Here is a 12,997-nt window from a genome sequence, read left to right as displayed (position 1 = left end):
TTGCAGAATGATGAAGGCGACCATCCCGTGGCAAGAGGCTTCGTTCATCCCCCGGTGAGTTCGGCGTAGAGCGCGGGGTCCGTGGCCCCCTCCGTGCCGAAGACCAGCACCCGGCTGTCCGCCCCCAGCCCCAGCATCGCCCGGGCCGACACATCCGTCATGGCCGATTCGAAGGCGATCAGCCCGGCCACGGCGCTTTCGCCGGCCTCGATTCCCCGCGCATGCAGGGCGCGCATGGCCGGCGCCACGGCCGAATCGGGCACGGCCATGAAGGCGAAGGCCGCGCGTTCCAGCTCCTGCCAGGCCAGCAACGAGGGCTCGCCGCAGGCCAGGCCCGCCATGATGGTGTCCAGCGCGCCGGTCACGGCCCGCATCTCGCCGGCGGCGGCGCTTTCCAGAAGGCAGGCGGCCTGCTCCGGCTCGGCCACCACCAGCCGGGCGCCGGGGGCCTGGTGGCGCAGCTGCACCGAGACGGCGGCCGCCACCCCGCCCACGCCGCCGGGGACAAATACATGCGTGGGGGGCTGGGGCATCTGGGCCAGCGCCTCCTCCGCCATCAGGCGGTAGCCCTGCATCACGTCGCGCGGGGGCTCGGTGTAGCCGGGGTAGGAGGTGTCGCTGATGACGAACCACCCATTCTCATCCGCCGCGCGTTGGGCGGCGCGCACGCTGTCGTCGTAGTTGCCGGGCACCTCCCGCACCTCGGCGCCGAAACCCGCGATGGCGTCGCGCCGGCCCTGGGACACGTTCTCATGCACGAAGATCACGCAGCGCGCCCCGAAGCGCTGGGCGCCCCAGGCCACGCTGCGGCCGTGATTGCCGTCGGTGGCGCAGGTGACGGTGATCTGTTCCGTGGCATGGGCATACTGGCCGGATTCCAGTGCCGCGCCATTGGCGTTGTTGGCCGTGCCGCGCCGCGCCAGTTCCTGCCCCAGCAGCCGAGCGACGGCATAGGCGCCGCCCAGCGCCTTGAAGCTGCGAAGCCCGAAGCGCTGGCTCTCATCCTTGTAGTGCAGGCTGGCCACGCCCTCGGCGGGCAGGGCGTGCAAGGACGTGGGGGCATAGCCCGGCCAGGCGGTGATCTCGGCGCGGGCGCGGCGATACCCCCCTTCGGGCAGGACGATGATGCCGGGGGTGCCATGGTTGGCGTTCAGGACGAGACGGTGCATGGCCCGCACCTTGGCGGGGCTTCCGACGCGGGGCAATCTCGGCGTCATGCACATCACCATCCTGGGCGGCGGGGGCTTCCTCGGCCGCAAGCTGGCACAACGGCTGGCGGCAGGCGCCCTGCCCGGCTGCACGGGCCTGACCCTGTTCGACCTGCACGAGCCCGCCCCGCTGGACGCCCCCTTCCCGGTGCGCCGCCTGGCCGGCGACGTGGCGGACCCCGCGCAACTGCGTGCCGCGATCCCGCCCGGCACGGGCCTGGTGGTGCATCTGGCCGCCGTGGTCAGCGCCGCCGCCGAGGCGGATTTCGACCTGGGCCTACGGGTAAACCTGCACGGGACGCTCGCCGTCATCGAGGCCTGCCGCGCCCTGCCCAGCCCCCCGCGCGTGATCTTCACCTCCAGCGTGGCCAGCTTCGGCGGCGGCCAGTCCGCCCACCTGCCCGATGATTCGCGCCAGCTTCCGGCCAATTCCTACGGCGCGCAGAAGGCGGCGGCGGAACTTCTGCTGCAGGACGCCACGCGCAAGGGCTTCATGGACGCGGTCTCCATCCGCCTGCCCACCGTCATCGTGCGGCCCGGACGGCCGAACAAGGCGGCGAGTTCCTTCGTCTCTTCCATCCTGCGCGAGCCGCTGCTGGGCCTCGAAACCCCGCTGCCGGTCGGCGAGGACTTCGCCGTCTGGGTCTGCTCGCCCCGCCGCGCGGTGGAGTGGTTCCTGCATGCGGCCACGATGGACACGACGCCACTGGGCCTCGACCGGGGCGTGAACCCACCCGGGCTGTCGGTCACGGTGGGCGAGATGCTGGCGGCGCTGACCCCCACCGAACGCGCCCTGGTGAAACCCGAGCCGGACGCCCATGTGGCCGCCATCGTGGCCGGCTGGCCGGCGAGCTTCACCGCCGACCGCGCCCGAGCGTTGGGCTTCACCCCGCAGGAGGGCGTGGCCGACATCCTGGCCGCCTTCCGCGAGGATGACCTGGGCGCAACCTTGGCTGAGCGCGGCATGGCCGCGACGCGGACCGAGCGGGGCCTGTGACGGACCTCGCCCATTTCGTCCTGGGCGATGGCCCGAAGCGGGTCGCGCCCTTCAGCCATGCGGTGCGGGCGGGGGACTTCCTCTTCGTCACCGGCCAGATGCCGACCGACCCTGGCGACAACACGCGCTGCGTACCGGGCGGCATCGAGGCGGAGACGCGCCAGGTCATCGCCAACCTGAAATCCGTGCTGGCCGGCTGCGGCGCGGAATGGGCGCGGGTGGTGATGGCGCGCATCTACCTGACCGAATTCGCCCGCGACTACGCCGCCATGAACGCCATCTGGGAGGCCGAGTTCCCGCCCGGCAAGCTGCCCGCGCGAACCACGGTGGGCGTCACCGGCCTCGCGCTGGGCGCGCTGGTCGAGATTGACCTTGTGGTCGCCGTTGAGAGCGGGATGCGTTGAGGTGGAATCACCGAAAACGCTGAATCCCGCCCTCAACAAAGGTTGGAGCAGGCTGTGTGAACGCAGGCTGCTCTAGCTTCTCCGGTCGCGCGATTCAGCGCCCGCGGCGCCTCCCGCTCACGCCTGCCGCGCCCCGTCCCGCTCCACCATCAGCCGTCGCGCCTCGTCGGGGATCGGCGTGGACACCCCATCCTTCACGCAGACTAGCAGCGCCTGGCATTCGAACACCAGCCCGTTCTTCCACACGGCGTAGTCGTGCACATAGCTGGTGCGGCGCAGGCTGGGGCAGCGCAGGGTCAGCAGCACCTCCTCCTGGAAACCGATGGCCCGCACATAGCGCGCCTCCAGCTTGGCCACGACCGGCCCCGGCGCATCGGCCCGCAGCACCTGGCCGAGCGAGGCCCAGTGCTCGATCCGCATGTCCTCGAACATGATGAGGTAGGCGGCGTGGTTCACATGGCCGTAGAGGTCGCATTCCGCCCAGCGGATGGTGTGCCGCTTCGCCAACGTCCATTCGCCCTGGACGCCGAATTCCTCCGTCATGCTGCCCGTCATGGCCTGCCCCCCGTTGCGGGCCGCAGCCTCGCGCAAATCCGGCCGCGCGGCTACTCCGGCAGGTAGAGCGACCTGATCTGCAACCGCCGCAGCAGGTTCCGGCAGAGCAGGTCAATTTCCCGCCGGTCGGTCGTCTCGGGGTGGACGGTGGCCCAGGCGGCGGCGATGCGGCGCCAGAACAGGCCGAGTTCCGTGAGCCGGTCGCGCAGCCGGGCCTGGGTGTCGGTCATGCGGGTCACGGCTTCCAGGCTGCCCTGCTCCTCCAGCGCGGCCACGGCGGCGGAGAGCAGCATGTCGGCGGTCTGGCGCGGCACCGTCACCAGCGGCGAGACCTGCCGCAGCGCCTGGGCGATGAGGTCGCCGGACCAATGGGCATCGCGCAGCATCACCTTGGTGGTAGCGGTCACCATGCGCTCCATGCCCGGATAGTCGGGCTGCGAGGCATGGGCGCCCAGCACCTCGGCATGGGCGCGGGCCAGGCGCTTCAGCGCGCGGGCGAGCTTGGCGATGCGCTGCAGCTCGAACTGCCCATCGGTCACGCAGCGCGCGGCCGCCGTCTCGAACATGTCGAGGCCGGGGGGCGTGCGGCGCAGCGCGGCCAGATAGGCCTCGCCCGCCTCGCCGGCGCCGCGCGACAGGGCGCCGACCAGGGCCGTGGTGGCGGAGTAGAGCAGGTGTTCGGCCGGCAGCGGCAGGGGCTCACCCAGCAGGGCGGGCGGCATGGGGTCGCCCGGGACCACGCATTCCACCAGCCGCAGCGCGGAGGGGATCAGCCGCAGCAGGCGGAAATCATGGCTGCCCGGCTTGAGGTCCAGCGCGGAATGGGCCGTGTCCACGTCCAGCACCAGCCGGATGGCGTCATAGCGCCGCACAAAGATGATCTGCCCGTCCAGCCCGCATTCGAAGGCGAGGTCACTGCCCCGCAGCCAGGGCGCCTCGAAGGAAAAGCTCTCGGGTGGCCAGCGCACATCCTCGGGCACACCGGGGAAGCGGACCGGATCGAACTGCGCGGCGTCGAGTTGGGGCACGGCCAAGCCATGCCACGCCGAGGGTGAAGGCTTGGTGAAGGCGCCTCAACCCATGCGGCTCCGCACCCATTCCGCGCGGGTGATGCGATACAGGCGCTGCAACCGCTTGGGGTGCCCCTCAGGGATGCGCGGCTCCTCGAAGGTGCCATCGGCCTGCATGCCGAGCTTTTCCATCAGCCGCCAGGAGGGTTCGTTGTCCGGGATGGTCCAGGCCACGATCTCCGGCAGGCGCAGCGGGCCGAAGCCGGCGGCCAGCGCGATACGCGCGGCCTCCTCGGCATAGCCCTGGCGCTGGTGCGCGGCCGCGATGCGCCAGCCGATTTCCACATTGGGCGTGAAGCGCGCCTCGAACGCCACGCGCAGCAGGCCCACCATGCCCACCAAGCCCGGCGCGTCACGGCGGAACACGCCCCAGAAGCCGAAGCCGTGCGCGGCGAAATGCGCCGCGATGCGGGCGCGGAAAGCCTCCGAGGCGGCGAAATCCAGTGGCTTCACGAAATGGCGCATCACCGCCGCGTCGCCGTTCATGGCGGCGAATTCCGCGGCATCCGCGTCTTCCAGCGGGCGCAGGATCAGGCGCGGCCCTTCCAGGATCATGGCGGCGTCCCCTTCCCCCAATGCGCCCTTGGGCATAATCATGCCGGGGGAGGGACGCAACATGACCCCAATGAGCCTCGCGGCAATGGCCGCCTCGATCCCGGATGGCGCGATGGTGGCTGTGCCGCCGGACAATTCCATCCCGTCCGTGGCGCTGGCCAAGGCACTGATCCGCCGCCGCGCGCGGGGGCTGCGGCTGGTGGGCGTGCCCATCTCGGGCTTCGCCACCGACATCCTGATCGGCGCGGGCTGCGTGGCCGAGGTGAACACCTCCGCCGTGACGCTGGGCGAGGCCGGCTTCGCGCCGCGCTTCTCGGCCGCGCTCAAGGCCGGCACGCTGGTGGTGCGCGACGCCACCTGCCCCGCCATGCACACCATGCTCCAGGCCGCCGAGAAGGGCGTGCCCTTCATGCCGCTGCGCGGGCTGATCGGCAGCGACATCCTGGCCAACCGGCCCGACTGGATGGTGATCGAAAGCCCGTTTGGCCCCCTCATTGGCGGAAGCCGGGAAAAGATCACCCTCCTCCCCGCCCTGCACCCCGACGTGGCCGTGTTCCACGCCGTGATGGCCGACAGCGCCGGCAATGTGTGGGTGGGGCGCCGCCGCGAATGCGCCACCATCGCCCATGCCAGCCAGCGCAGCCTGGTCACCGTGGAGCGCGTGGTGGAAGGCAATTTCCTGGAGGATGAGCGCCTCTGCCCCGGCGCCATCAACGCCACCTACATCAGCGGCATCGCCATCGCCGAGCGCGGCGCGCAGCCCTCCGCGCTGCTCGACGAATATGGCTTCGACACCGACTACGTGATGGCCTACGCCCGCGCCGCCAAGACCGAGGCGGGCTTCGCCGAATGGTGCGCCGAGCACGTCTTCGACAACCAGGCGGTGGCCGCGGAATGAGCTACAAGACCGAGGAACTTCTCGCCGTCTGCATCGCGCGCCTCATCCGCGCGCGGCCCACGCGGCACATCGCGGTGGGCGCGGCCTCGCCCGTGCCGGCCGCGGCCGCCTGGCTCTGCGTGAAGCAGGGCGACCCGCTGCACCTTTCCCTGCTGCACAAGCGCAGCGGCAACCCCTTCACCGATGGCTCGCGCGAGCTGTTCGACCTGACGGGCCAGGGCCGCATCGACCTCTTCTTCCTGGGCGGCGGGCAGATTGACGGGCAGGCGAACATCAACCTCATCGGCACCGGCGCCTGGCCGGGGCTGGAGGTCCGTTTCCCGGGCAGCTTCGGCTCGGCCTTCATGTACTACATGTCCGGCCGCACCATCCTGTTCCGCGAGGAGCATTCGCCGCGCGTGCTGGTGGACCGGGTGGCGCACATCTCCGCCCCCGGCACCTCGGAGCCCGGCGTCTTCCGCCGCGGCCATGCGCAAGCCTTGGTGACGGGCCGCTGCGTGTTCGACTTCCACCCCGATCTGGGCCGCTTCTCGCTCGCCTCCTACCACGCGGGCGAGAGTGTCGAGAGCATCCGCGCCATGACCGGCTTCGAGTTCGACGTGCCGGAGGGCGTGGGCGAAACCCCAGCGCCGTCCGACGCCGAACTCGCCCTGCTGCGCGGCGCCGTCTGCGACGAGATGCTGGAAACCTACCCCGATTTCTGCGCCCGCGTGTTCGAGAGAAAGGCCGCCGCATGACCGATGCTGTTCCCATGAATGAGGGCCGCGCGCTGGCCACGGGGCCCGGTGCCCTGTCCGGCCTGCGCGTGGTGGACCTCACCCGCGTGCTGGGTGGCCCCTACTGCACCATGATCCTCTCGGACCACGGCGCCGAGGTCATCAAGCTGGAACCGCCCCAGGGCGACGAGGTGCGCGACTGGGGCCCTCCGTTCAACGAAGATGGCGATGCCAGCTACTTCGTCGGCGTGAACCGCAACAAGAAGTCGGTGGGCCTCGACCTCGGCAAGCCCGCGGGGCGCGAGGTGCTGATGCGCCTGCTCGAAGGCGCGGACGTGCTCATCGAGAACTTCAAGCCGGGCAGCATGGAGAAATGGGGCCTGGGCTTCGAGGAGGTGCTGTCCAAGCGCTTCCCGCGCCTGATCCATTGCCGCGTCTCGGGCTTCGGCGCCACGGGGCCGCTGGGCGGCTTCCCCGGCTATGACGCCATCGTGCAGGCGATGGTGGGCCTCATGTCCATCAACGGCACCGAGAATTCCGGCCCCACGCGCCTCGGCACGCCCATCGTGGACATCGCGACCGGCCTCTACTCCGCCATCGCCATCCTGATGGCGCTGCATGAGCGGGAGCGGTCGGGCAAGGGCCAGTATTGCGACATGACGCTGCATGATTGCGGCATGGCGCTGCTGCACCCGCATGCGGCCAACTTCTTCCTCTCGGGCAAGCGGCCGGTGGCGACGGGCAACCCGCACCCCAACCTCGCGCCCTACGCCAAGTTCAAGACGCGCACCTGCGAGATCTTCGTGGGCTGCGGCAACGACCCGACCTTCCGCAAGTTCGCGGCCTTCCTGGGGCTGGGCGACCTCGGCAGCGACCCGCGCTTCGCCACCAATGGCGGGCGCACCACCAACCGCGCCGCACTGACGGAAATCCTGGAAGCGCGCTTCGCCGAGGAGGACGGGCATGACCTCTGCCAGCGCATGCTGGCCGCCGGCCTGCCCGCCGGCCCCGTGCTGCATGTGGACGAGGCCATGGCGCAGGCGCACACCGCCCATCGCGCCATGATCACGGAGAAGGATGGCTTCGTCGGCCTGGGCACGCCCATCAAGCTCAGCCGCACGCCGGGCGGCACCCGCGCCGCCCCGCCCCGCTTCGCCGAGCACACGCGCAGCGCGCTGGCGGAGAAGGGCTTCTCGGCCGAGGAGATCGCGAAGCTGGAAGAAGCGGGCGTGCTGGTCGAAGCCCGCCGGAAGTAGCGGGTTTTTGCGCGGCTGATTCACCGCGGCGAAACCCGCCGCGGACCAGGCGCGGGCCAACTCCACCACCACCACTTCCGGCGGCACGCCCAGCCGCACCGGAAGGGTGGACGTGCCGAGCCCGCCGGAGACCACCAAATCCCGCCCGCCCTCGCGCACATGCCCATAGGCGTAGCGGTTGCCGTAGCGCGAGGGCACGCGCGGCGACCAGCCCAGCAGCCTGATCTGCCCGCCATGGGTGTGGCCCGAGAGCTGCACCGTCACCCGCGCCGTGCCCGCCGCGAAGATGTCGGGCTCATGCGCCAGCAGGACCACGGGCGCGTCGTCCGTCACATGGGCCAGCGTCGCGTCCAGGTTGTCCGCGCCACGATGCGGCCGCCAGGGCAGCGGCAGGAAGGCGATCTGGCTGTCCAGCCCGGCCAGCCAGAAGCCCGGCTCCAGGCGCAAGGCGCGGTTCTGGAGCGGCGTGAAGCCCGCCTCCGCCAGCGCCTCCATCCACAAGAGCGGGCCGCCGCGCCGGTGCATGGCCGCGTCATCCTCCCACCAGTCATGGTTGCCCGCGATGGCGTAGCGGCCCAGCGGCGCGCGCAGCCCGGCCAGCAGGGCGCAGACCTCGGCGTGGGGATAGGGCGGGCGTATCAGGGGCGTGTTCGGGCCGTAATCGCCCAGCAGCACCACGAGGTCCGGCGCCTCGGCATTGGTGGTGGCGACGATGGCGGCGATGCGGTCCAGCGTCATGGCCGGCGCGCCGGCGTGCAGGTCGGCCAGCGCGGCGATCCGCAGCGGGCCGCCCGCCGGCCAGCCTGGCGGTGACACCCGATACCGCGCCACACGCGGCCCCCAATAGGGCTCGACGCCGAAGGCATAGGCGACGGGCGCTGCGCCAGCCAGGCCGGCGGCGATGAGGGCGCGGCGTTTCCACATGCGCGCCGGGTAGCACGCCCTGCCTTGCCGCGCGATGAAGCGGGGCCAACTCGGCCCCATGTCCGAGCTCCCTGCCCCGACCCGCGCCGATGGGCTGCGCCGCCTGACCGAGTTCGCCCCGCGCATGGGCCGCGCCTATGCCGCCGGCCGCAACACCGATCCGGGTCCGGGAGCGCGGCGCGATGTGTCGCTGCTTTCAGCCCATGTGCGGCACCGTCTGTTGCTGGAGGGCGAATTGGTCGGCACCGCCGTTGGGCAGCATGGCCCGGTGGCCACGGAGAAATTCATCCAGGAGGTGTTCTGGCGCAGCTACTGGAAGGGTTTTCTCCAGTTGCGGCCCACGATGTGGGCCGAGTATCGCGCGCGCGTGGCCGAGGAACAGGACGCCCTGCTCACCCAGGGCGGCCGCCGCCGCGCCGTGGAACAGGCCATGGCCGGCGCCACCGGCATCACCTGCTTCGACGCCTGGGCGCATGAGCTGGTCGAGACGGGCTGGCTGCACAACCACGCCCGCATGTGGTTCGCCAGCATCTGGATCTTCACGCTGCGCCTGCCCTGGCCGCTCGGCGCCGAGTTCTTCCGCCACCACCTGAAGGACGCGGATGCGGCGTCCAACACGCTGTCCTGGCGCTGGGTGGCGGGCATCCAGACGCCGGGGAAGCACTATCTGGCGCGGGCCGAGAACATCGCGCGCCACACGGAAGGCCGCTTCGACCCGCGCGGCCAGTTGGACGAGGATGCGGCGCCCCTGGACGAACCGCCCCCGCCCTCCGCACGCCCCCTGGCCCCCGCCGACCCACTCCCCGAAGGCCCGGCGGCGCTGCTGCTGCACGAGGAGGACCTGCACCCGGAAAGCCTGCCTCCCTCCCGCGTCGCCGCTCTGGCGGCGCTGGCGCCAGCGCCCCGCGCGGAGGCCGCCCAGGCCTTCACCCGCGCCGCGCTGGAAGACGGGCTGGCCCGCGCCAGCGCGCGCTTCGGCCTGGAGGGCGACATGCTGCCGCCCGATGCCATCGCCGAATGGGCCGCCTCCACGGGTGCCCGCGCCGTGCTGGCCCCCGAACCCGCCATCGGCGAGACGGCCGACACGCTGGATGTGCTGCGCCCGGCATTGGCCGCACGCGGAATCACCCTGCACCTCTGGCGCCGCCCTTGGGATTCCGCCTGCTGGCCGCTGGCCCGCCGCGGCTTCTTTCCCTTCCGCGAGAACATCCCGCGCCTGATCCAGGAGCTTTCGCCAACCGCAGCTTGAAACGCGCGTCGGGAATGTTTACATTGCTCACATGAGGATGTGTTCCCCACGCTTGCAGCGCCACCCCGCAAGGACCAACTTGCGGCGCATGGACAAGCCGCGCCCACCCATTCCCTTCGCCTCGGCGCCCCTGCCCGTGCGGCTGGTGCTCGGCTTCACCCTGCTGGCCTTCTGCCTATGGCTGCCGGCCTTCGCCGCGCTGTTCCGCTGATGGCCTCGCCACAAGATTGGGAAGACCGAAAGCGCGCCTGGAAGGACTACAAGCGCGGCTGGAAGGCCCAGCGCCGCGGGGAACGGCGCGAGGAACGCATCGAACGCCCCGGCCCCATCTTCGGCTGGCGCGTGTGGCTTCTGCCTCTGTTCCTGTGGCCGCTGGCCTTCGACATCCCCATCGAAATCCTGCGCGGCAATCCCAGCCAACTGGTGGGCGGCATCCTCGGCGTGGCGCTGGCCTGGATGGGCGCGGCGCGCATGGCCCGCGGCGGCCCCGGCGACCTGCGCGGCGGCGCCATCCTGATGGGCGTGGCCGCGGGGCTCACGGCTGGGCTGGCCGCCAAGATCTTCCCACCCATCGCGGTCGCCATGGGCTTCGGCACGTTCTTCGGCGTGCGGCTGCTGACGGCCGACATGGCCGCCTACGAACCACCGCCCCAGGCGCCGCCACCGCCCGCGCCCACGCCGACGCCGGAAGCCGCCTCGCTCGTCGGCCCGCGCGCGCAGATCGCCCGCATCCGCGCCGCCGCCCCGCCCTTGCCGCACGCGCCGCTGCTGCTGGAGGCGGTCTCGGCCATGCAGGGCGTGGTGGACGATCTGGCCGCCCGCCCGGCCCAACTGCACGAGGCACGCCGCTTCCTGGCCGTGCATCTGGATGGGCTGGTGCGCATCGTCGAACGGCTGGAAGCGGGCGCCGAACCGCCCGAGACCCTGCCGCAACTGCTGCGCGACCTGACGGCCTCGGCTCACCGCCTGCGTGGCGAACTGCGGCAGGTGGAAAGCCAGGCGCTGGATATCCAAGTGAAGGTGCTGTCGGACCGACTGCGCCAGGAGGGGCTATGAACGAAATCGAACCCACGCGGCAGGAGGAGATCACCCGCCTTGCCGCCGCCATCTCGCTGAAGGACCCGGGCACCATCCTGCGCTTCGGGGCCGGCGCGCAGTCACGCGCCCAGGCGGCCGCCGATGCCATGCTGGAAGGCGCCCAGAACCGCGAGACGGGCGAGGCGGGGCAGACCCTCTCCTCCATGCTGACGGCGCTGAAGGGCTTCGACGTGACCACGCTGGCCGAGAAGCCCAGCTTCTTCCAGCGCGTCTTCACGCGCGCCGGCGCCGAGGTGACGGCCATCACCCAGAAATACGAAGGGGTGCGCGGGCAGATCGAGGCCATCGGCGACAAGCTCGACACCCACCGCACCAAGCTGCTGGAGGATGTGGAGCGGCTGGAACGCCTCTACGTGGCCACGCTCGACTGGTTCCACGCGCTGGCCGACCACATCGCCGCCGGCGACCTCGTGCTGAAGCAGACCGACGAGGAGATGATCCCGCGCCTCGTGGCCGAGGCCGAGGACCCGGAGAAGCCCCTCGCCCCCCAGCAGCTGCGCGACGCCCGCGCCGCGCGCGACGAGCTGGAGCGCCGCGTGCACGATCTGCGCCTGACGCGCCAGGTGGCAATGCAGGCCCTGCCCTCGATCCGGCTGATCCAGGAAAACGACAAGGCGCTGGCGTCCAAGATCCAGTCGGTGCTGGCCAATACGGTGCCGCTGTGGCGCCAGCAGCTGGCCCAGGCGCTGGCCATCCACCGCATGCGCCAGGCCGGCCAGGCGGTGAAGACGGCCACCGACCTCACGAACAAGCTGCTGGTCGCCAATGCCGAGACGCTGCGCTCGGGCAATGCCGAGGCGCGCAAGGAGCTGGAGCGCGGCACCTTCGACATGGAGGCGGTGAAGCAGGCCAATGCCGCCCTGGTCGGCACCATCGAGGATTCCTTGCGCATCGCCGACGAAGCCAAGGCCCAGCGCCGCACGGCCGAGGCGGAACTGGCGAAGTGCGAGCAGGAAATCCGCCGCGCGCTGACCGCCGCCACCTCGCGCGAGCGGAACATGGCGGCGCGGCCTATGTGAGCCGGGGCGCCGCCGCACAGGGAAGTTCGGCCCGCAGGGCCGAGCGGCCGAACGGCCGCCGCGGCAAGTGCCGCGAAGCCAAGCCGCGCGGATGCGCGGCGCCCGGCGACTGAGGGGCACGAAGGCGCCGCCTTCGTGCATCCGATATCAGGGGAAGGTCACGTCCCGGTTCACGTCCTTGTAGAGCATGTATTCCACGTCCTGGTTCCCCACCGCGTAGATCTGCTGCGGCACATAGGGGCCCATCCAGACGAAATCGCCCTCCCAGATCTCATGCCAGTCGCGGCCCAGCATCTGCAGCGCCTGGCCCTGAAGCATGACCATGCCGTGCTCCATGATGTGCGTCTCGATGCACCAGAAATGCGCGCCAGGGGCGTAGCACATGATGTTCATCTCGAAGTCCATGGACATGGCCTTGTTGCCCAGCAGGAAGTAGCGCCAGCGGGGGCCGTTGTCCTCGCGCCGCGCGTCGTCGCGGTGGCCCAGGATGACGCCGGGGGCGGGCACGCCGGGCGCGGCCTGGTAGGGGCGCTTGACCCAGAGGGCGCGGGCTTCCTCGCCGCCCAGGTTGTTCAGCGTGAAGGGCGTGCCGGCCGGCACATAGACATAGCCGCCGGGGGGCAGCGCGGTCTCGCGGCCGCCGACCTTCACGGTCATGCTCCCCTTCTGCACGTAGAAGAAGTGTTCCAGCCCGTTGTCCACGGGCGCGTCCGTGCCGGCGCCCGCGGGAGCGATCAGCAGGGCCTGGGCGAAGCGCGCGCCCATGGCGGGCGAGGTCTGGAAGCGGATGATGCAGCCGGGCCAGCCGGGCAGCACGCTGTCCATGATGCCCTCGGGCGGGAAGACGCAGTAATGCGGCGTCAGCATCGTGCGGTTCTCGCCGATGATGCCAGGGCGGGGGTGCGGGACGGGGACGCGCATCGCGGAGGTTCCTGCTGGGCTGTGCTTCGCAAGCATGGGGGGCAGAACCGCCCACAAGGCAAGGGCCGGGCTGGTCCTGGCGGCGCCGGCATGGCACCTTGCGTCCTCGGTATTTGATCGTGAGGGA

At 71.2% G+C, this 12,997-nt stretch carries 14 protein-coding genes and 1 pseudogene; 9 read left to right on the top strand and 6 right to left on the bottom strand.

Features of this window, described 5'->3' with window-relative positions; genetic code table 11:
• Window positions 1-44: 44 nt before the first annotated feature.
• Window positions 45-1,169 (bottom strand): diaminopropionate ammonia-lyase, encoded by a 1,125-nt coding sequence (locus GGQ83_RS06345; protein WP_184382867.1) that lies wholly within the window; start codon window positions 1,167-1,169, stop codon window positions 45-47.
• Here GGQ83_RS06345 and denD point away from each other — a divergent pair.
• Both denD and GGQ83_RS06335 read left to right on the top strand, forming a co-directional pair.
• A complete protein-coding gene (gene denD, locus GGQ83_RS06340) occupies window positions 1,168-2,205 on the top strand; it encodes a D-erythronate dehydrogenase (RefSeq protein ID WP_242534990.1) in 1,038 nt (345 codons plus the stop codon). The two genes, GGQ83_RS06345 and denD, sit on opposite strands and share 2 nt — an antisense overlap.
• On the top strand, window positions 2,202-2,609 hold the full coding sequence (locus tag GGQ83_RS06335; protein WP_184382866.1) for a RidA family protein: 408 nt from the start codon (window positions 2,202-2,204) through the stop codon (window positions 2,607-2,609). The genes denD and GGQ83_RS06335 overlap by 4 nt, the downstream gene beginning before the upstream one ends.
• 117 nt (window positions 2,610-2,726) lie before the next feature.
• Here GGQ83_RS06335 and GGQ83_RS06330 read toward each other — a convergent pair whose 3' ends face one another.
• From GGQ83_RS06330 to GGQ83_RS06320, 3 genes are all read right to left on the bottom strand, one after another.
• Window positions 2,727-3,152: an acyl-CoA thioesterase gene (locus tag GGQ83_RS06330; RefSeq protein WP_184382865.1), complete on the bottom strand. Its 426-nt coding sequence runs from the start codon at window positions 3,150-3,152 to the stop codon at window positions 2,727-2,729.
• A 62-nt stretch (window positions 3,153-3,214) separates the two neighbouring features.
• Window positions 3,215-4,198: a hypothetical protein gene (locus GGQ83_RS06325; RefSeq protein WP_184382864.1), complete on the bottom strand. Its 984-nt coding sequence runs from the start codon at window positions 4,196-4,198 to the stop codon at window positions 3,215-3,217.
• Between the two features lie 39 nt (window positions 4,199-4,237).
• A complete protein-coding gene (locus GGQ83_RS06320; RefSeq protein ID WP_184382863.1) occupies window positions 4,238-4,789 on the bottom strand; it encodes a GNAT family N-acetyltransferase in 552 nt (183 codons plus the stop codon).
• 70 nt (window positions 4,790-4,859) lie between these two features.
• Here GGQ83_RS06320 and GGQ83_RS06315 point away from each other — a divergent pair, with 70 nt between their 5' ends.
• From GGQ83_RS06315 to GGQ83_RS06305, 3 genes are read left to right on the top strand one after another with little or no spacing between them, the layout of a single operon-like run.
• The gene (locus tag GGQ83_RS06315) at window positions 4,860-5,687 is read left to right on the top strand and encodes a CoA transferase subunit A (protein WP_242534991.1); all 828 of its coding nucleotides are present in this window, start codon (window positions 4,860-4,862) and stop codon (window positions 5,685-5,687) included.
• On the top strand, window positions 5,684-6,424 hold the full coding sequence (locus tag GGQ83_RS06310; protein ID WP_184382861.1) for a CoA synthetase: 741 nt from the start codon (window positions 5,684-5,686) through the stop codon (window positions 6,422-6,424). Before GGQ83_RS06315 ends, GGQ83_RS06310 begins: the two co-directional genes overlap by 4 nt.
• Window positions 6,421-7,659: a CaiB/BaiF CoA transferase family protein gene (locus GGQ83_RS06305; RefSeq protein WP_184382860.1), complete on the top strand. Its 1,239-nt coding sequence runs from the start codon at window positions 6,421-6,423 to the stop codon at window positions 7,657-7,659. The genes GGQ83_RS06310 and GGQ83_RS06305 overlap by 4 nt, the downstream gene beginning before the upstream one ends.
• A gap of 291 nt (window positions 7,660-7,950) precedes the next feature.
• On the opposite strand, the pseudogene GGQ83_RS20385 reads toward GGQ83_RS06305, so the two are convergent.
• Window positions 7,951-8,397 (bottom strand): annotated as a pseudogene (locus GGQ83_RS20385) (metallophosphoesterase); the annotation flags it as partial.
• Between the two features lie 244 nt (window positions 8,398-8,641).
• Between GGQ83_RS20385 and GGQ83_RS06295 the strand changes: the two are divergent.
• The 4 genes from GGQ83_RS06295 to GGQ83_RS06285 all read left to right on the top strand — a co-directional run bounded on the left by GGQ83_RS06295 (window position 8,642) and on the right by GGQ83_RS06285 (window position 11,949).
• Window positions 8,642-9,832, top strand: coding sequence for an FAD-binding domain-containing protein (locus GGQ83_RS06295; RefSeq protein WP_184382859.1), 1,191 nt, complete (start codon window positions 8,642-8,644; stop codon window positions 9,830-9,832).
• An 88-nt stretch (window positions 9,833-9,920) separates the two neighbouring features.
• Window positions 9,921-10,043, top strand: coding sequence for a hypothetical protein (locus tag GGQ83_RS20065; protein WP_260170370.1), 123 nt, complete (start codon window positions 9,921-9,923; stop codon window positions 10,041-10,043).
• Window positions 10,043-10,888 carry a hypothetical protein gene (locus GGQ83_RS06290; RefSeq protein WP_184382858.1) on the top strand — a complete coding sequence of 282 codons (846 nt, stop codon included), beginning with the start codon at window positions 10,043-10,045 and terminating at the stop codon, window positions 10,886-10,888. Before GGQ83_RS20065 ends, GGQ83_RS06290 begins: the two co-directional genes overlap by 1 nt.
• Entirely contained in the window at window positions 10,885-11,949 is a 1,065-nt protein-coding gene (locus GGQ83_RS06285; protein ID WP_184382857.1) for a toxic anion resistance protein, read from the top strand. Before GGQ83_RS06290 ends, GGQ83_RS06285 begins: the two co-directional genes overlap by 4 nt.
• A 147-nt stretch (window positions 11,950-12,096) precedes the next feature.
• Here GGQ83_RS06285 and allE read toward each other — a convergent pair whose 3' ends face one another.
• Window positions 12,097-12,870: a (S)-ureidoglycine aminohydrolase gene (gene allE / locus GGQ83_RS06280; RefSeq protein ID WP_184382856.1), complete on the bottom strand. Its 774-nt coding sequence runs from the start codon at window positions 12,868-12,870 to the stop codon at window positions 12,097-12,099.
• Window positions 12,871-12,997 lie beyond the last annotated feature (127 nt).

Origin of the sequence: Roseococcus suduntuyensis (assembly GCF_014196305.1) — a bacterium.
GTDB classification, from domain to species: domain Bacteria; phylum Pseudomonadota; class Alphaproteobacteria; order Acetobacterales; family Acetobacteraceae; genus Roseococcus; species Roseococcus suduntuyensis.
The sequence above is the reverse complement of the archived record's forward strand: the minus strand, read 5'-3'. Positions and strand labels throughout refer to the sequence as shown.